The sequence below is a fragment of the Pseudomonas sp. S3E17 genome (genome assembly GCF_024168685.1).
GTDB lineage: Bacteria > Pseudomonadota > Gammaproteobacteria > Pseudomonadales > Pseudomonadaceae > Aquipseudomonas > Aquipseudomonas marginalis.
Map to the genome: position 1 here is coordinate 182,975 of NZ_JALJWE010000001.1, position 19,918 is coordinate 202,892.

Consider the following 19,918-nt stretch of genomic DNA (forward strand, 5'->3'; position numbering starts at 1 on the left):
AAGGAGCGGATGCTTCCTGCTGTTTTGTCCTTTGGTCAGGAGCGGTTGTGGTTCCTCGATCGCTACGAATCCGGCAGTGCCCAATACAATATTCCGGCGGCCGTTCGCCTGAGCGGTGAGGCATTCAGTTTGCCGATATTGCAGTGCGCGCTGGACGATCTTTTGATGCGGCACGAGTCACTCAGGACGGTATTCGTGGAGCGCGAAGGCCGGCCATATCAGGTCGTTCTGCCACAGGCTCGATCACTCATCGACATGATCGATCTAAGTGCTGTGCCAATGGTTGAGCGAGAGGCTCGGTTGATGGCACTGCTAGCACAGGAGTCGGCCAGGCTGTTTGACCTGACCAGTGGCCCCATGCTCAGAGCAACGGTGGTTCGCATGGGCGAGCGCGAGCATGTGTTGTTGGTGACGTTGCACCACATCGCCTCGGATGCCTGGTCCATGTCGGTGCTAATCCAGGATGTACTCAGCCTTTACAACGCGCACTTGTCCGGTCTTCCGTCGCAGTTGCCTGAGTTGCCGTTGCAGTACTTGGATTATTCGGTGTGGCAGCGCCAACGGTTGCAAGGTGAATTACTTCAGGAGCAGGTGACTTATTGGCGTCGTCAGATGGCCGGTGCTCCCGCTTTGCTCGACTTGCCCACGGACCGACCCAGGCCGCCCATCCAGACGTACCAAGGGGCGAGCCTGGACTTCATGTTGTCCAAACAGACCACCGCCAGGCTGAGGGAACTGGGGAAAATCCATGGCGCAACATTGTTCATGGTGCTACAGGCAGCTTTTTGCGTGTTGATGCACCGCTACAGTAACCAGGAAGATATCAGCCTGGGAACACCGACTGCCGGCCGCAGCCGCACCGAGTTAGAGCCGCTGATCGGTTTCTTCGTCAATACGCTGGTGCTGCGTACGCGTATCGATCCCCAGGCACGCTTTCTTGACCTGCTGGCGCAAGTCAAGGAAACCGCTTTGCAGGCTTACGCCCATCAAGACTTGCCTTTCGAACAGTTGGTCAATGAACTCAAGCCCACGCGCAGCCTCAGTCATTCGCCGTTGTTTCAGGTGATGTTCATTGTGCAGAACGCGCCACGCGGCACCCTGAATATTCCCGGCTTGCATTTCGAAACGCTGGAAAGCCCTGTCCAACTAAGTAAGTACGACCTGACCTGTGCCATTGTGGAAAACGCCCACCCTCATCAATTGCTGGGGAGTCTGGAGTACAACACTGCACTGTTTGACGAGTCGACGATGCGCCGGTTGGTGCAGCACTTTGAGGTGCTCCTGGAGGACGTCGGCGAACGCCCTGAGGCGCGTGTTGAAACGCTACGGTTGCTCTGTGCTCAGGAGCTGCACAAGGTGGTGGTCGAATGGAATGACACAGCGACCAGCCAGGCGAATGTCGAGTCGATACATCAGTTGTTCGAGCGACAGGCGAGCCTGGTGCCCGACGCCGTTGCTGTGGTTTTCGAAGGGCAAGAGCTGACTTATGCAGAGCTAGATGCCAGGGCCAGCCGCCTTGCTGCCGGGCTGTTGGCGCTTGGGGTGCAGGCCGGCACGCGGGTGGTGTTACTGGCGGAGCGTGGGCTTGAAATGATGGTTGGGCTGTTGGGCATCTTGAAGGCCGAAGCGGCTTATGTACCGCTGGATCCTGGGTATCCCGTAGAACGCCTGGCATTCATGTGCGAAGACTCAGGTGCGAAGGTGATGTTGACCCAGGCACATCTGGTTAGTGTATTGCCCGAGAGTGCTCACTGCCTCACCCATATCCTGCAGGAAGACTGGAACGTACCCCCAGAATCTCGCTGGTCAGGGCTAAGGCACGCAGGTCGCCCGGAAGATCTGGCCTATGTGATTTACACCTCGGGCTCGACCGGTGTACCCAAAGGGGTAATGGTCGAGCACCGCAATGTCATCAACCTGCTGGGCGCCATTGGCCGGCGCATCCCCTTGGCAGCGGGAGAGGGGTGGCTGGCGGTCACCACAATTTCCTTCGACATCGCTGTACTGGAACTGTTTTTACCTTTGGTATGCGGCGCGCGCATTGTGCTGGCAAGCCGTGAAGCCGCTGCCAACCCCGGGATGCTGACGCAGCTCATGGAGGACCATGAGGTGTCGATCATGCAGGCAACACCTTCAACCTGGAAGATGCTTGCCGAGCATGGCTGGCCTGGCAGGAAAGTGCGGGTATTGTCGGGTGGCGAACCATTGCTGCCAGGATTGGCGCAGGGCTTGCTGGCGTACTCGGGAGAACTCTGGAACCTCTATGGGCCTACGGAGACCACCATATGGTCGACGTGCCAGCATCTGGTGGGCGACGTCGTGGCAGAGGTCACGCTTGGCCGGCCGCTGGACAATACCCAGGTGTACGTCCTTGACCCCTCTGGCACACCAGTTCCTGTGGGGGCCGTGGGTGAAATTCACATCGGTGGGGCAGGCGTTGCACGGGGCTATATCGGCCGTCCGGAGCTGACCGCCGAACGCTTTGTCCGGGACCCCTTCAGTGGCGGGCAGGGGCGCCTGTACAAGACCGGTGACATGGGACGATGGTTATCCGATGGTCGCCTGCAGTATCTGGGGCGCAACGATTTCCAGGTCAAGATTCGCGGCGCTCGGATCGAGCTAGGTGAAATTGATACTTGTCTGATCAGTCATCCCGAGGTACGTGATGCGGTAGTGGTCGCCGGCAATGATGTCAGCGGCAATGCTCGTCTGGTGGCCTATGTCGTTCCCCGGGGGAAACATTCGGAACATTTGCCCGGGCTGTTACGCGAGTATTTGATCCAGCGATTACCTAGGCACATGGTTGTCAGTGGCTTCGTTTTTCTTGATTCAATGCCGTTGACGTTCAACGGCAAGATCGACCGTAAGGCGTTGCCCAGCGCGGATCAGGCCGGTGCGGCGAGCGCCGCCTATGAGGCGCCCATCGAAACCGGCGAGTGGGTGTTGGCCTCCATTTGGCAAGAGCTGCTGACCCTGGAGAGGGTTGGTCGCAACGATCACTTCTTCGAGCTGGGCGGGCACTCGTTGATGGCGGTGTCTATGGTTGCGAAATTGCGCGCCCAAGGGCTCGACCTGGAGGTGCATTCGGTGTTTGCTGCACCGAGGTTGGCAGACATGGCCAAGGCGCTTTACGAAAAACGAGAAGCCCAGGTTCCGCCCAACCTGATTGGGCACGATGACACCCTTATCACACCGCTTATGCTGCCGCTGGCAACGTTGGTCCAGGCCGATATCGACCAGGTCGTTGCCCGGGTCCGTGGTGGACGGGCCAACGTCCAGGACATCTACGCGTTGTCGCCCTTGCAAAGCGGCATTTTGTTTCATCACTTGATGGCATCGCAGGGCGATCCTTATTTGCTGGCGCACCAGTTGGCCTTTCAGGATCGAGGGCGACTCGACCGCTACCTGGCCGGCATTTCGTCTGTCATCGAGCGCCACGATATCCTGCGTACCGGGTTTGTCTGGAAAGACTTGTCAGTACCTGTGCAGGTGGTCTGGCGCGAGGCACCGCTACACATCGAAGAGGTGCATCTGGATCCCGCACAAGGAGCGATCAGCGAGCAATTGCATGCGCGTTTCGACCCTCGGTATCGGAGCATCGATGTCACGGAAGCTGGATTGCTGCGTGCGGCCATCGCTTATGATTCTGAGCACGACAGGTGGCTGTTGCTGCTGCTTCAGCACCACTTGATTGGCGACCATTCCACGCTGGAGATGTTGCACGAAGAAGTCACCCAGATCCTTGCTGGAAACGCACGTACGCTGGGAACGGCTCGCCCGTTTCGCAATTTGATCGCGCAGACCTTCCTTGAGGAAGACTCTGAGCGCCACGAAGTGTTTTTTCGCGAGCAGTTGGCCGATATCCACGAACCTGCCTTGCCGTATGGCATCGCGCAGTTGAAAACCCAGGACATTGCAGAGTTCCGTCTGGCGCTGGAGCCCGCACTTTTAGAGCGACTGAGCCTTCAGGCCCGGCGTCTTGGAGTTGGCTTGAGCAGCCTCTGCCATTTGGCGTGGGGGCTGGTCGTGGCCCGCACCAGTGGGTCTGACACAGTGGTATTTGGCACCGTATTGCTGGGGCGTTTGTCCACTCAAGAGCATTCTGAGCGCACCATGGGGCTGTTCATCAATACCTTGCCACTGCGTCTCGAGTTGCAGGATATGGCGGTGGATGCGGCTGTTCGTCAAGCCCATGCCAACCTGACTGCACTCTTGCGTCATGAGCACGCGCCGTTAGCCTTGGCTCAAAGTTGCAGTGGTATCGCTGTACCCGCACCATTGTTCAGTGCGTTGCTCAATTACCGACACGGGGCGATGACTGCAACGGGTAACGACTCAGGCGTACCAGACGTCGAGTGGCTTGGCTCCTCTGCCGGGGCAACGTATCCATTCTGTCTGACGATCGAGGACTATGGGCAGTCGTTGGAGCTTATTGCACACGTTGCCAGCCCGATCTCGCCAGCGCGTACGTGTGAGCACATGCGCAGCGCCTTGGAGCAACTGGCCGATGCCTTGGGCCATGGCGAGCCAACTCGTATGGACCAATTGCATATCCTCCAGGATCATGAACGCGTGCAGGTACTGCAGGCGTGGAACGACACAGCTACGCAGTTCGATGCCAAGAACTTGGTGACGTTGTTCGAAGACCAGGTGCTGCGCACACCCCACGCCACCGCCGTACAGCACGGCAGCCGTCATCTGAGCTACGAACAACTCAATCAGCAAGCCAACAGGCTGGCCGATGCCTTGCTGGCCGAAGGCATCGGCGCGCAGGACCTGGTTGCGCTCGCCTTGCCGCGTTCGCTGGAGTTTGTGGTGGCGGTATGGGGCGTGCTCAAGGCAGGCGCGGCCTACTTGCCGCTGGACCTGTTGCACCCTCGCGAGCGTATCGAGTGGATGCTGGAAGATGCCAAGCCGGTTCTGGCCCTGTGCCTGGAGTCGGCGTTGGCGGATTTCCCGGCAAGCGTACCGGCACGGGCGTTGGATGCCGAGCAGTGGTTGGCGGGGCGTCGTTCATCAGCCCCGCTAAACCCTGTACAAAGTGCCGAGCAGTTGGCCTACGTGGTCTATACCTCGGGCTCGACCGGTCAGCCCAAGGGCGTGATGGTGAGCCACGCAGCGATCGCCAACAAGATCGCAAGCCTTGCCGGTTTCCTGGAGATCGGTGCTGACGACCGCGTGTCGCTGCTCAGCGGCGTGTCGTTTGATGCGCTGATCGTGCAACTGGCAGTACCGCTGATTTGCGGTGGTTGCACCGTGGTGATCGACGACGCGACGCGCGACGACCTCGCACGTTTCTGGGAATACGTGCACACCCAGGGCATCAGCGTGCTGAGCTGCGTGCCCTCTTATCTGGCCCATGCCCTGTCGGCAGCGCCTCAGGGGCTGGTGGTGCGGCAGGTGCTTTTAGGGGGTGAAGCGTTATCGGCCAGTGTGTGCCAAGCCATCTACCATACCCTGAGCGCGCAACGCATCACCAACCTGTATGGCCCCACGGAAACCACCTGTGATGCCACTGCCTACCGGGTGACGCAGGAGGACATGGACGATGGCACGCTGCCGATTGGCCGGCCGTTGCCGAACTACCAGGTGTTTATCCTGGACGACTACCTGGAGCCGGTGCCCGTCGGCGTGGTGGGGGAGGTGTACCTTGCAGGTGTTGGACTGGCGCGAGGTTACCTGCACCAACCGGGGCTGACGGCGCAACGCTTTATCGCCAACCCGTACGGCGAAGCCGGCAGCCGCATGTACCGCACCGGCGACCTCGGCAGTTGGCGCGACGACGGCACTCTCGTCTACCGCGGCCGTGCCGATCAGCAGATGAAACTCAACGGCGTGCGGATCGAGCCGGGAGAGATCGAAGCGGTGTTGTTGCAGCACGAAGCGGTGTCGCAGGCGACCGTGATCCTGCGTGACGAGCCTCGGCAACTGGTCGGGTATGCGGTGCTGCACGAGGCCGAGGCGGTCACTCCCGAGGCGCTCAAGAACTACCTGGCGGAGCGGTTGCCCGGTTACATGGTGCCGGCGGCGATGATGCTGCTGGATGACCTGCCACGCACGGTCAATGGCAAGCTAGATACGCGGGCCTTGCCGGCACCGCAGCGGCTTGCCAGCGGCCGGCGAGCGAGCACGCCGCAGGAAGTGGTGCTGTGCCAACTGTTCGGCGAAGTGCTGGGCCTGGAAGAGGTGGGACTGGACGACAGCTTCTTCGAATTGGGCGGCCACTCGCTGTTGGCCATGCGCCTGATCAACCGGATCCGGGGAACCCTGCACGTCGACGTCACGATCCGCAGTTTGTTTGAAGCGCCTACGGTGGCGCAGTTGGAAGCGCACCTGGAGCCTGCCCGTTTGCAGCGCCCGCTGCTTGAAGCACTGCCACGGCCGCCAATCATTCCCTTGTCGTTTGCTCAGCAGCGGCTGTGGTTCCTGGCGCAACTGGAAGGCGCGACGTCGACGTACAACGTGCCCTTTGCCTTGCGGTTGCGCGGCCCACTGGACCAACAGGCGTTGGTCGCGGCGCTGGCCGATCTGGCGCAGCGCCATGAGAGCTTGCGCACCGGTTTTGCCTTGCACGATGGCGAACCTTCCCAGGTGGTGCTGACGGATCTGCAGCCGGCCTTACGCACTGTGGCCGTGACCGAGGCCACACTGCCTCAGACTTTGACGGCACACGCCAACGAACCGTTTGTGCTGGACCCGTCGCCGCCTTGGCGGGCGAGCCTGTTGGTGTTGGGGCCGCAGGAGCATGTGTTGCTGGTGGTGCTGCATCACATCGTCACTGACGGCGCCTCGCAATGGCCGCTGGTGCGTGACCTGGCCCAGGCTTATCAAGCCCGAAAGGCCGGGCACGCACCCGGTTGGTCACGCCTGCCGATTCAATACGCCGATTACAGCCTCTGGCAGCGCCAGTGGCTGGGCGAAGAGGGGGACGAACACAGTGCGTTAGCTCATCAATTGGCGTACTGGCGTACAGCGTTGCAAGACCTGCCGGTACAGATCGCTTTGCCGACGGATCGCAGTCGCCCTGCGCTCGCCACAGCGCGGGGAGGCAGTGTCGAGTTTCGCCTGAGCGCGACGCTGCACCAGCGTTTGCTGGCGGTAGGGAGAGCGCGTCAGGCCACGTTGTTCATGGTGTTGCAAGCCGGGTTCTGCGCGCTGTTGAGTCGCTTGGGCGCAGGTACCGATATTCCCATCGGCAGCCCGACGGCAGGGCGTGTCGACGACGCACTTGAGCCTTTGGTCGGCTTTTTTGTCAACACCTTGGTCCTGCGCACAGACACCCAAGGCAATCCGGATTTCAACACCCTGGTCGACCGCGTGCGAGCCACGGACCTGGAGGCCTACTCGAACCAGGACTTACCGTTCGAGCGCCTGGTGGAAGCCCTGAACCCGGTGCGTTCGTTGTCGCACCATGCGCTGTTTCAGGTGGCCATGAGCCTGGAAGCCAACCTGGTGGGGCAGTCCGAACAGTTGGCCTTCACCGGTTTGGACATTGCACCGGTGACGCTGAGCAACTCGTCCGTCAAGTTTGATCTGTCACTGTTGTTCAGTGAAGAGCATGACAGCGATGGCCTCCCGGCAGGCCTGAGTGGGGTGATGGAGTATCGGTTGGACTTGTTCGACCCTGCCACGGTCGAGCGCTTGGTGGCGCGCCTGGTGATGTTGTTGGAGGCAGCTGCACTGGCCCCTGACACAGCACTGGCCGCGTTGCCTCTGCTTGAGGATCATGAACGCGTGCAGGTACTGCAGGCGTGGAACGACACGGCTACGCAGTTCGATGCCAAGAACTTGGTGACGTTGTTCGAAGACCAGGTGCTGCGCACACCCCACGCCACCGCCGTACAGCACGGCAGCCGTCATCTGAGCTACGAGCAACTCAATCAGCAAGCCAACAGGCTGGCCGATGCCTTGCTGGCCGAAGGCATCGGCGCGCAGGACCTGGTTGCGCTCGCCTTGCCGCGTTCGCTGGAGTTTGTGGTGGCGGTATGGGGCGTGCTCAAGGCAGGAGCGGCCTACTTGCCGCTGGACCTGTTGCACCCTCGCGAGCGTATCGAGTGGATGCTGGAAGATGCCAAGCCGGTTCTGGCCCTGTGCCTGGAGTCGGCGCTGGCGGATTTCCCGGCAAGCGTACCGGCACGGGCGTTGGATGCCGAGCAGTGGTTGGCTGGGCGTCGTTCATCAGCTCCGCTAAACCCTGTACAAAGTGCCGAGCAGTTGGCCTACGTGGTCTATACCTCGGGCTCGACCGGTCAGCCCAAGGGCGTGATGGTGAGCCACGCAGCGATCGCCAACAAGATCGCAAGCCTTGCCGGTTTCCTGGAGATCGGTGCTGACGACCGCGTGTCGCTGCTCAGCGGCGTGTCGTTTGATGCGCTGATCGTGCAACTGGCAGTACCGCTGATTTGCGGTGGTTGCACCGTGGTGATCGACGATGCGACGCGCGACGACCTCGCACGTTTCTGGGAATACGTGCACACCCAGGGCATCAGCGTGCTGAGCTGCGTGCCCTCTTATCTGGCCCATGCCCTGTCGGCAGCGCCCCAGGGGCTGGTGGTGCGGCAGGTGCTTTTAGGGGGCGAAGCGTTATCGGCCAGTGTGTGCCAAGCCATCTACCATACCCTGAGCGCGCAACGCATCACCAACCTGTATGGCCCCACGGAAACCACCTGTGATGCCACTGCCTACCGGGTGACGCTGGAGGACATGGACGATGGCACGCTGCCGATTGGCCGGCCGTTGCCGAACTACCAGGTGTTTATCCTGGACGACTACCTGGAGCCGGTGCCCGTCGGCGTGGTGGGGGAGGTGTACCTTGCAGGTGTTGGACTGGCGCGAGGTTACCTGCACCAACCGGGGCTGACGGCGCAACGCTTTATCGCCAACCCGTACGGCGAAGCCGGCAGCCGCATGTACCGCACCGGCGACCTCGGCAGTTGGCGCGACGACGGCACTCTCGTCTACCGCGGCCGTGCCGATCAGCAGATGAAACTCAACGGCGTGCGGATCGAGCCGGGAGAGATCGAAGCGGTGTTGTTGCAGCACGAAGCGGTGTCGCAGGCGACCGTGATCCTGCGTGACGAGCCTCGGCAACTGGTCGGGTATGCGGTGCTGCACGAGGCCGAGGCGGTCACTCCCGAGGCGCTCAAGAACTACCTGGCGGAGCGGTTGCCCGGTTACATGGTGCCGGCGGCGATGATGCTGCTGGATGACCTGCCACGCACGGTCAATGGCAAGCTAGATACGCGGGCCTTGCCGGCACCGCAGCGGCTTGCCAGCGGCCGGCGAGCGAGCACGCCGCAGGAAGTGGTGCTGTGCCAACTGTTCGGCGAAGTGCTGGGCCTGGAAGAGGTGGGACTGGACGACAGCTTCTTCGAACTGGGCGGCCACTCGCTGTTGGCCATGCGCCTGATCAACCGGATCCGGGGAACCCTGCACGTCGACGTCACGATCCGCAGTTTGTTTGAAGCGCCTACGGTGGCACAGTTGGAAGCGCACCTGGAGCCTGCCCGTTTGCAGCGCCCGCTGCTTGAAGCACTGCCACGGCCGCCAATCATTCCCTTGTCGTTTGCTCAGCAGCGGCTGTGGTTCCTGGCGCAACTGGAAGGCGCGACGTCGACGTACAACGTGCCCTTTGCCTTGCGGTTGCGCGGCCCACTGGACCAACAGGCGTTGGTCGCGGCGCTGGCCGATCTGGCGCAGCGCCATGAGAGCTTGCGCACCGGTTTTGCCCTGCACGATGGCGAACCTTCCCAGGTGGTGCTGACGGATCTGCAGCCGGCCTTACGCACTGTGGCCGTGACCGAGGCCACACTGCCTCAGACTTTGGCGGCACACGCCAACGAACCGTTTGTGCTGGACTCGTCGCCGCCTTGGCGGGCGAGCCTGTTGGTGTTGGGGCCGCAGGAGCATGTGTTGCTGGTGGTGCTGCATCACATCGTCACTGACGGCGCCTCGCAATGGCCGCTGGTGCGTGACCTGGCCCAGGCTTATCAAGCCCGAAAGGCCGGGCACGCGCCCGGTTGGTCACGCCTGCCGATTCAATACGCCGATTACAGCCTCTGGCAGCGCCAGTGGCTGGGCGACGAGGGGGACGAACACAGTGCGTTAGCTCATCAGTTGGCGTACTGGCGTACCGCGTTGCAAGACCTGCCGGTACAGATCGCTTTGCCGACGGATCGCAGTCGCCCTGCGCTCGCCACAGCGCGGGGAGGCAGTGTCGAGTTTCGCCTGAGCGCGACGCTGCACCAGCGTTTGCTGGCGGTAGGGAGAGCGCGTCAGGCCACGTTGTTCATGGTGTTGCAAGCCGGGTTCTGCGCGCTGTTGAGTCGCTTGGGCGCAGGTACCGATATTCCCATCGGCAGCCCGACGGCAGGGCGTGTCGACGACGCACTTGAGCCGTTGGTCGGCTTTTTTGTCAACACCTTGGTCCTGCGCACAGACACCCAAGGCAATCCGGATTTCAACACCCTGGTCGACCGCGTGCGAGCCACGGACCTGGAGGCCTACTCGAACCAGGACTTACCGTTCGAGCGTCTGGTGGAAGCCCTGAACCCGGTGCGTTCGTTGTCGCACCATGCGCTGTTTCAGGTGGCCATGAGCCTGGAAGCCAACCTGGTGGGGCAGTCCGAACAGTTGGCCTTCACCGGTTTGGACATTGCACCGGTGACGCTGAGCAACTCGTCCGTCAAGTTTGATCTGTCACTGTTGTTCAGTGAAGAGCATGACAGCGATGGCCTCCCGGCAGGCCTGAGTGGGGTGATGGAGTATCGGTTGGACTTGTTCGACCCTGCCACGGTCGAGCGCTTGGTGGCGCGCCTGGTGATGTTGTTGGAGGCAGCTGCACTGGCCCCTGACACAGCACTGGCCGCGTTGCCTCTGCTTGAGGATCATGAACGCGTGCAGGTACTGCAGGCGTGGAACGACACGGCTACGCAGTTCGATGCCAAGAACTTGGTGACGTTGTTCGAAGACCAGGTGCTGCGCACACCCCACGCCACCGCCGTACAGCACGGCAGCCGTCATCTGAGCTACGAGCAACTCAATCAGCAAGCCAACAGGCTGGCCGATGCCTTGCTGGCCGAAGGCATCGGCGCGCAGGACCTGGTTGCGCTCGCCTTGCCGCGTTCGCTGGAGTTTGTGGTGGCGGTATGGGGCGTGCTCAAGGCAGGAGCGGCCTACTTGCCGCTGGACCTGTTGCACCCTCGCGAGCGTATCGAGTGGATGCTGGAAGATGCCAAGCCGGTTCTGGCCCTGTGCCTGGAGTCGGCGCTGGCGGATTTCCCGGCAAGCGTACCGGCACGGGCGTTGGATGCCGAGCAGTGGTTGGCTGGGCGTCGTTCATCAGCTCCGCTAAACCCTGTACAAAGTGCCGAGCAGTTGGCCTACGTGGTCTATACCTCGGGCTCGACCGGTCAGCCCAAGGGCGTGATGGTGAGCCACGCAGCGATCGCCAACAAGATCGCAAGCCTTGCCGGTTTCCTGGAGATCGGTGCTGACGACCGCGTGTCGCTGCTCAGCGGCGTGTCGTTTGATGCGCTGATCGTGCAACTGGCAGTACCGCTGATTTGCGGTGGTTGCACCGTGGTGATCGACGATGCGACGCGCGACGACCTCGCACGTTTCTGGGAATACGTGCACACCCAGGGCATCAGCGTGCTGAGCTGCGTGCCCTCTTATCTGGCCCATGCCCTGTCGGCAGCGCCCCAGGGGCTGGTGGTGCGGCAGGTGCTTTTAGGGGGCGAAGCGTTATCGGCCAGTGTGTGCCAAGCCATCTACCATACCCTGAGCGCGCAACGCATCACCAACCTGTATGGCCCCACGGAAACCACCTGTGATGCCACTGCCTACCGGGTGACGCTGGAGGACATGGACGATGGCACGCTGCCGATTGGCCGGCCGTTGCCGAACTACCAGGTGTTTATCCTGGACGACTACCTGGAGCCGGTGCCCGTCGGCGTGGTGGGGGAGGTGTACCTTGCAGGTGTTGGACTGGCGCGAGGTTACCTGCACCAACCGGGGCTGACGGCGCAACGCTTTATCGCCAACCCGTACGGCGAAGCCGGCAGCCGCATGTACCGCACCGGCGACCTCGGCAGTTGGCGCGACGACGGCACTCTCGTCTACCGCGGCCGTGCCGATCAGCAGATGAAACTCAACGGCGTGCGGATCGAGCCGGGAGAGATCGAAGCGGTGTTGTTGCAGCACGAAGCGGTGTCGCAGGCGACCGTGATCCTGCGTGACGAGCCTCGGCAACTGGTCGGGTATGCGGTGCTGCACGAGGCCGAGGCGGTCACTCCCGAGGCGCTCAAGAACTACCTGGCGGAGCGGTTGCCCGGTTACATGGTGCCGGCGGCGATGATGCTGCTGGATGACCTGCCACGCACGGTCAATGGCAAGCTAGATACGCGGGCCTTGCCGGCACCGCAGCGGCTTGCCAGCGGCCGGCGAGCGAGCACGCCGCAGGAAGTGGTGCTGTGCCAACTGTTCGGCGAAGTGCTGGGCCTGGAAGAGGTGGGACTGGACGACAGCTTCTTCGAATTGGGCGGCCACTCGCTGTTGGCCATGCGCCTGATCAACCGGATCCGGGGAACCCTGCACGTCGACGTCACGATCCGCAGTTTGTTTGAAGCGCCTACAGTGGCGCAACTGCAAAGCGGTCTTGCTCAAGATCAAGGTTCTTCTTTCAGCGTAATTTTGCCGCTGCGATCAGTCGAGAATGCCCCAACCTTGTACTGCATTCATCCGGGAAGAGGATTGTCATGGTCCTATTCAGCGTTTATCAGACGCCTGCCTGACATTTCCTTGATGGGGATTCAGGCCCGTGGTATCGAGGGCGAAGAACCTTTCGCCGAGTCCTTAGCTGTTATGGTCGAGGACTATAAAACGCAGATTCTGGAGCGGCAGCCGCAAGGTCCTTACCATCTGTTGGGATGGTCTTTTGGAGGCCGCGTTGCGTTTGAGCTGGCTTGCGCACTGGAGCGAGGGGGACATGAAGTGGGAGAAGTTATTCTTCTTGATCCGCGTGTGCCTTTTGAATGGCTCAAAAACGAAAATATCACAGAGAAGGTGGTCTTCGGCGCGATACTTTCAGAAGCCGGTATCGCCCCAGAAGATTTTGCAACAGCGTCGAGAAGTTTGTTTGCGTGCCACACTGCCCTGCGCGCATTGCATAACCCGCTGGGGTCGATTGATATTGAAAACTTCGAAAGGATAGTGGAAGTCTCCATTAATAATACCCACCTGGGTCAGGAACCGATGCTGAGTCGATATAACGGTAATGTCACTTACTTTACGGCCAGCCAGGAAGTTGATCCGCAGGCCCCCCAATGCGAACAATGGCGTCCTTACATTGATGGTGTTCTTGACAACATTACAGTCGACAGCATGCATGACGATCTTCTCAAGGAGCCGTCGATAAGTTTAATCAGTGGAATTATCAACAATGCCATCGGCAAAAAAAACAAACCCTTGTAGCTTTTTGAATGAGCCCACCAAGGGGGTGGGCTTTCAAGAAAAATAGTTTCTTGTGGTTTGTAAAATCAATAGGCCTCCTTCTGGCCCTTGATTGGGCGTTTCACTGTACCAGGCGTGGGTTTTGCATTCGCCAAAGAGGGACGGATGGATGTGATACCCGCGACCTGACACCATCGTCGTCGGCCGCGATCCGGAAATCGTCGAACCGCGTCCACCGAGGCGCAGCTGGAGAGGATTGCCGCCGCTGGCTTCGATGGGATCACCGACCATTTCTGGATCGCGCCACAGGCCGAACGTCTGCATGTCGCTGCCAAGCCGCAAGGCCTGAACTGGCCGAGCAGTTGCGATCGCACACCGGTTGAGACGTTTACGGATGAAAAAAACTGGCAGGCCAAAATGATCAACTGAATTTGACCTGACAGTCACGACCGCAAATTCAATAACTGTCAGATTAAGTCTGAGTTTCTACATGGTATGCAATTAGAATTTAACCCTTCATAACTACACGTATTTTGTTCCTTGCTGCGAATACATTAAGCAGCGCAACTTCTGAAGTTTCACCTTCAGCCAAAAGTATTCCGATACTAGCTCGTTGGTCGACAATGGTGCTTATTGACTTTCCACTGTAAGCCGTTGGATAAAAGCGTGGGCTTCCGGGATGAGCACTCAACCTGTCGAGTCCTTCGATATGGGAAAACTCGCCCGTTTCCGTGGCATAAATAATTAACTGGCCAATCCCCTTGTGAATATTAAGTGGTACATCCATAAGAGCTGGCCTTTTATTTAACGCCATCTCAATCCAAGCTTCATAAATATTAATATCAAGAGATTGACACAGCGCCTCACCGATTTGCACGCCGCCCAGACGAGGATTGATTTCGATCACCTCAAAACCCGTATCGGTTATCATGAACTCCGTATGCGCAAAGCCATTACCGTATCCGATACTTTTCAAGACATTATCAATCCATACCTCCAGCGCTGCGCTTATTGAATGGTTGATAGTTACCGGTGATGAGAAAGCCTCCTCGCGGAAATAAGGTTCCTGAGAGGTAATCCGGCTCGTCAACGCAATTACACGTGTCTCACCCTTCCAACTAAGCGTTTCAAGACTATAGAGCGTACCCGAAAAGAAGGGTTCAATGGCGATCTGGCCGCGAAGGACTTCTTGAGCAGCCTTATCAAGAGTTTGTAGCAAGTCCTCCTTGTCATAAGCGATCCATACGTTCTGGCTGCCAGTTCCAGCAGTATCTTTAACTATGCACGGATAGCTGATGTCTTTAATTACTGACTCATTATCAAATTTTCTAGGATCCACCAATTGACTTTTGGCAGAAGACAGGCCAGCCTCATAGAGGCGATTACGCAGCTGGTATTTGTCTCGGGCTATTCGGACTGCATCTGCGTTCTGAGCGGGTAATCCTAGACTTTTACTCACGTCAAGGCAATGCAAACTCCAAGTATCCGTTGAACTGAGTAATGCTACGACGTCCTTCTCATTTCTGATCATCTCAACGACGGCATGATCATCGAATGTGTCGATTTCTACAACCTTGATATTCTGCTCGTCGAGCAAGGATAACTCATAGTCATATACTGTTTTGTCACGTGTGAAAAGCGTTAGCGAACAGCCATGTTTTCGTGAGGCCGCAGCCAAACGGCCGAGGCCAAAGGTTAATGCTTCAAGTGCTATGATATTCATCATTATCTCCTTCTGTTAATGCGATGAGCTGTAAACGGTGAGAGAAAGACCTTTTTCATAATTGTCACGGGAATATAACGGTAGCCCCTCATCGCTTGAAATAAGGGTTAGCGCGTACATTTGGTTCTGTTGAGCGACAGAAGTGATGGTCGCCAGTAAATAGGAGGCAAGTCCTTTTCTGCGAAAGTCCGGGTGTGTTTGAACGTCATCAACAACCAAGAAGGTTCCGACACGAATCGCTCTCGCATGAGACGTCATAATGCCCCGTTCACGGGTATAAAAGTCGTACACGTCCGGATCAGCAATATGCTCAGGCTGGATAAATATCGATCCTTTTTGAGCGTTATACCAGTCAGCCTCCTCCTGACTGAGGACTCGATTGACAGCACAGCAAGGGGAGGGCGCATTCTTCGAGATCGACTTATACATATGCGTTTCCCGCGCAACGATATCATATCCCTTCATCAGAAGGCGCTCATGGGTTTTCACGTCAATACCGAAAACACTAAGGAAATGATGTTTGCTCTGATGAAACTCAGTAACAGAGTCGACAAGTTCAAGCCCTCCCCAACAAAATGTTTCCCTGTCACGGGCTCTTTTGCCTATAGGGTATTCAAAAATGCAATGAGATATTCCACTCCCGTGCGTGACCGAAACATGCGATCCTCCCCGAGATTTAGCCCACCCTGTGATAAGGGCTTGCATGATTGCATCACGTTCCGGGTTACTTTGAAAAGGCTCAAATGTCATGATCAATCAACACTTGGCGAATGAACTCGGCGTATGCTTGTTCAACAAGCGTATCGGCTCCTGGAATATATCGACTAATTTTAATCGCGGGGCAGGTATTTATTTCAATGATAAAAGGGGCTCCTGACGAGTCCATAGCTATATCAACACCACAAAAGAGTGACTTTGCTGCGATAGAGCTTTTCTCCGCCATGAGAACAAGCTCCTGAGGCAATGTGTCAATAGTGAACGTCTTGCCAGTACCGTCCTTCATGAGATTAGTAATCCAGCTACCGTTCGCACCACGTCGCGAGTATGCATATTTAGCGACATGGTTAACAACTACCACTCTAAAGTCTTCGTTGTTTTTCTTTTTAATGTAGGGCTGAACATAGTAGTCCTTTATAAGATGTTCATGCTCCTTGAACCAATCGCAAAATTCTAAATATGAATCAAGCTTAAATAATCCGCGTCCACAGGCGCCGTTCACAGGTTTAGCAACCAATGGAAAGCCAATAGAATGAAGTGCTTTTTCTGAAGGTAACTCGAGGAATTTATAATATGGCAAGTGCCGTACTTCTGCGTTGCTGTTAAGCATTGCCGACGATAAATCCTTGTTTTGGCCGCAAAATAGTGTTTCGGCATCGTTTAGGACTGTAACGCCCATCATCTGCCATAACTTCATTAACTTCATTGCTGTAATCAAATCATCTTCATACGCGTACCCGACCACGAGGTTTGGTTGCAGGGGGGCGCCGCGAAAAAGAAAAGAAGACCCTTCGGCTCCATTTGTTATACAGATTTCACGTGGCTTAGCTGTAATGCCTCTGATGCCCCATTTCGAGAGGACTTCAAATACCGCTTGATATTCAATTTCGTCTTCGTAGTCGGACAAAAATACAACAGTTTTCATAATGAAGCTTCCTTGTGAATGGAGTTCTGCGCCCAAACCCTGGAGATAATAAATGCTAAGGCTATACAGGATGTACTAATTGGCAATATCATCGCAGTGTCTTCACCGAACGCAACACTGGCAATGCCCAAGCCAACATTAGAAGCAATAACACCAATATCTGCAGAGGCAGCAACGACGGAGGATGAGGTTCCAACCAACGGCTGATCTACGCTACAGACAACGTATGACATGACCGCAGGGTAGATAAGCCCAAGAGCCGCTCCACAAAAAACTGCCCCGATGTACACAAGACTGCTGCCCGCCAACAGGTAATTCGAAAACGTTCCGAATATGGCAGAAGCCACGCAAACCGTTAGAATTTGCGTTGGGAATCGGCTGTCCTTTGGTAGATATTTATTCAAAAAAAGTCTAGGCAACATCATACAGATGGTGAACGCTAGAAAATACCAAGAGGGATCTTTCATGCCTTTTTTAATAAGAAAAAATGGCAAGAAAGTAACCGTGGTTCCGCTTATGACGTATATCAGTGCCAATATAATAACTGCTGTTCTTATGTTTTGGTCTGCAATGACATGTGTTATTCCTTTTGGTGGTAAGGTTCTGTCAGCGGCTGAAGGCACGTCAACAGAGTTCTGTTGAATATCCAAGACAAATGTAAACAACAGGCAGGTCAAAAATAGCACTAATCCAGCCAGTGAAACGCTCCCCCCTCCCCAAGTCTGGGTGATTTTAAGCGCTACAAATGGTGCAAGGCACGTAGGTAGAACATTGAAAAATGTGATCATCGAAACATTTTTTGATTTCTCAACTGCATTATTACTGAATGCAATTGAATAATACATGAGTAGTGTAGACATCCCTCCCAAGAGAGCCCCTTGTGCCAGCCGCCCCATGATAACCGATGAAACCCAGTTAAAATTTATGAGGAGCAAAGAGCCACAGTACAGAAGCGCAGTAATAAATAATGCCCATCTCGGCCTAATGCGATCTATGAGTACACCTGACACGAGCCTCATTATCAGGGTAAGGACAGTCGCACCTCCCACAATTAACCCGACCACCCCATTTTCTATGCCTAATTCCTCTAGCTTGAAAGGGTAGCTGTAGAAAATCATAAAGTTAACAAATGACAGGATAAAGCTCACGGCGAAGACAATATGATTATTCATGTGCTCAATTTCGGCCTTCCAGCATGCTAAAATGAGTTATAGTCGTGTCAGGGACTTCCAGGATGCTGATCAAATCATCCCTGTAATTACTCTCTATATCAGGTGATTCTATAGGTCTGTCCATGGTTTCAACGAGCGCCTGTAATTTATGGAGTTCAAGCCCTGTATCAATATTATTGTCTTTAAGCCAGGCGTCATTGTAAAGAGTATCCAAATATCTTTCCCCGCTATCGCCCAAAATGGCCACAACAGGTTTATGGCTCCCGATGCGTAAAGATAAATTAAGTGCCGCCAGAAGAACGGCTCCCGAGGAGACTCCGACCAAAATCCCTTCATGGCGACACAGTAGGCGGGCAGCTATGTAGGAGGATTCATCTCTTGCTCGATAAAAGTAATCGATCTTTGAAACGTCGTTTATGTTCCTTGGTGTCCAGCCAAGTCCAACTCCAGGGATTTTATAAGCATGGCATGGCCCGCCGAATACGGAGGAACCATATGCGTCCACGCAGGTAACCTTGACGTCAGGAAGGCACTCGTTGAAGTATTCCGAAATGCCTCCAATCTGGCCTCCTGTACTGACGGCGCAAACGACGCCTCCGATTTGCCCATATGTTTGTTCATGGATCTCTTTTGCAGTTGAGTGGTAATGCGCTAACGAACTGAGGACATTAAAACACTGATCAGGTCGATAGCTACCAGGAATTTCCCTTGATAAATCATTGGCTAATTTGATTCTGGTTTTATGATAAGAGCCTGTATCGTCTTTTTCCGTTACAGTAATGACCTCAGCTCCGTAAGCTTTCATGAGCGCTTTATTGGTTTCGGTGGCCTTAGGGTCTACAAGCGCAATAACCCGATATCCACTCACTGCACCGATCATAGCCAGGCTGATTGCAAAGTTACCTGAAGACGACTCAATGATCGTGCCTCCAGGCTTGAGTTGGCCCTTTTTCTCGGCCTCCTCGATAATATAAGCAGCGGCTCTATCCTTGATGCTTCCACCAGGGTTATTTTTTTCCAGTTTGACAATGACGTTTGTACCCATTGCTTTGTTGATTTTTGAAAGTGTGACGAGCGGAGTGACAGTTAGTCCATCAATAATGTTCTTTTTAGCAAACGACATAGATAACCTCGTGATTTCCATATGCTTCGGGGTCTTTAAAGTCTAGACGGTTCAATAATCATAGTGTCAAATGACCTGATTATTCATGGTAAGTGTTTATAGTTACTAAGTTGTTGCGCTCGGGCAGTCGTCATTACGCCTTTCTGCGTTACCAGATGCCTAATACAGCCGTGTTAGTTCGATGTTCACTGTGGCAAATTGTTCAGAAAAATCGTGGCGAGTGGTTTTAGGAGGAAAAATCTTTCCAGACTCGACAGATTTAAAGATTTGTTGGTACGCAAAAGGGAGGCCGGTTTTCCAGTCATACACCCTTACCTTTTCTGACGAGTATGACATTTCATAACATGGAACCCGGGATAAACCCGACGTAAGAGCGAAATTATAGCGATGGTGCCCATCCATAATTATCCCACTTTCCTTATCAATGATTATGGGAGTATCCCAGGCGCCATTTTTATGGATCTTCTCTGTAAGAGATGTGAGGTTGGCTTCGTCAATGTCTTCATGCGGGCGTAAAAAATTTATATCCACGAGTTTTACATCTGTAACAATCATTCCATGATTTCCTTTCGCAAGCATCTAGTGCAAGTATTTTTTATTAGCATTTCGCGCACGTGTAAGCGCGATTGATATTATCAGATCCACCTCAACTGGCTTTGGCTTGGAGCAGAGAGTGATACTGGGTATGGACAGACGCTTCTCTCTTAGCTTCCTATGCTGCCAATCTATTAATTGGATTTTACGCCATGAAATAACCATGACTGCAACAGATTTAAGGGTTTTAATATGTGTGGGCAATAAATCGC

At 55.9% G+C, this 19,918-nt stretch carries 7 protein-coding genes and 1 pseudogene; 2 read left to right on the forward strand and 6 right to left on the reverse strand.

Features of this window, described 5'->3' with window-relative positions; all coding sequences use genetic code 11:
- Positions 1-9 precede the first annotated feature (9 nt).
- Positions 10-13,473, forward strand: a complete 13,464-nt coding sequence (locus tag J3D60_RS00715) for a non-ribosomal peptide synthetase (protein WP_253493930.1) — start codon at positions 10-12, stop codon at positions 13,471-13,473.
- A 216-nt stretch (positions 13,474-13,689) separates the two neighbouring features.
- Positions 13,690-13,800, forward strand: a pseudogene (locus tag J3D60_RS00720) (sugar phosphate isomerase/epimerase); the annotation flags it as partial.
- 160 nt (positions 13,801-13,960) lie between these two features.
- Here J3D60_RS00720 and J3D60_RS00725 read toward each other — a convergent pair.
- The 6 genes from J3D60_RS00725 to J3D60_RS00750 all read right to left on the reverse strand — a co-directional run bounded on the left by J3D60_RS00725 (position 13,961) and on the right by J3D60_RS00750 (position 19,667).
- Positions 13,961-15,175, reverse strand: a complete 1,215-nt coding sequence (locus J3D60_RS00725; RefSeq protein ID WP_253488716.1) for an ATP-grasp domain-containing protein — start codon at positions 15,173-15,175, stop codon at positions 13,961-13,963.
- A 15-nt stretch (positions 15,176-15,190) separates the two neighbouring features.
- Positions 15,191-15,880 carry a GNAT family N-acetyltransferase gene (locus tag J3D60_RS00730; protein ID WP_253488727.1) on the reverse strand — a complete coding sequence of 230 codons (690 nt, stop codon included), beginning with the start codon at positions 15,878-15,880 and terminating at the stop codon, positions 15,191-15,193.
- Positions 15,881-15,914: 34 nt separating this feature from the next.
- On the reverse strand, positions 15,915-16,817 hold the full coding sequence (locus tag J3D60_RS00735) for a RimK family alpha-L-glutamate ligase (protein WP_065939564.1): 903 nt from the start codon (positions 16,815-16,817) through the stop codon (positions 15,915-15,917).
- On the reverse strand, positions 16,814-17,989 hold the full coding sequence (locus J3D60_RS00740; RefSeq protein ID WP_253488729.1) for an MFS transporter: 1,176 nt from the start codon (positions 17,987-17,989) through the stop codon (positions 16,814-16,816). The genes J3D60_RS00735 and J3D60_RS00740 overlap by 4 nt, the downstream gene beginning before the upstream one ends.
- A 4-nt stretch (positions 17,990-17,993) precedes the next feature.
- Positions 17,994-19,112 carry a cysteine synthase family protein gene (locus J3D60_RS00745; RefSeq protein WP_065939751.1) on the reverse strand — a complete coding sequence of 373 codons (1,119 nt, stop codon included), beginning with the start codon at positions 19,110-19,112 and terminating at the stop codon, positions 17,994-17,996.
- A 159-nt stretch (positions 19,113-19,271) separates the two neighbouring features.
- Positions 19,272-19,667 (reverse strand): ParB N-terminal domain-containing protein, encoded by a 396-nt coding sequence (locus J3D60_RS00750; protein ID WP_065939566.1) that lies wholly within the window; start codon positions 19,665-19,667, stop codon positions 19,272-19,274.
- Positions 19,668-19,918 lie beyond the last annotated feature (251 nt).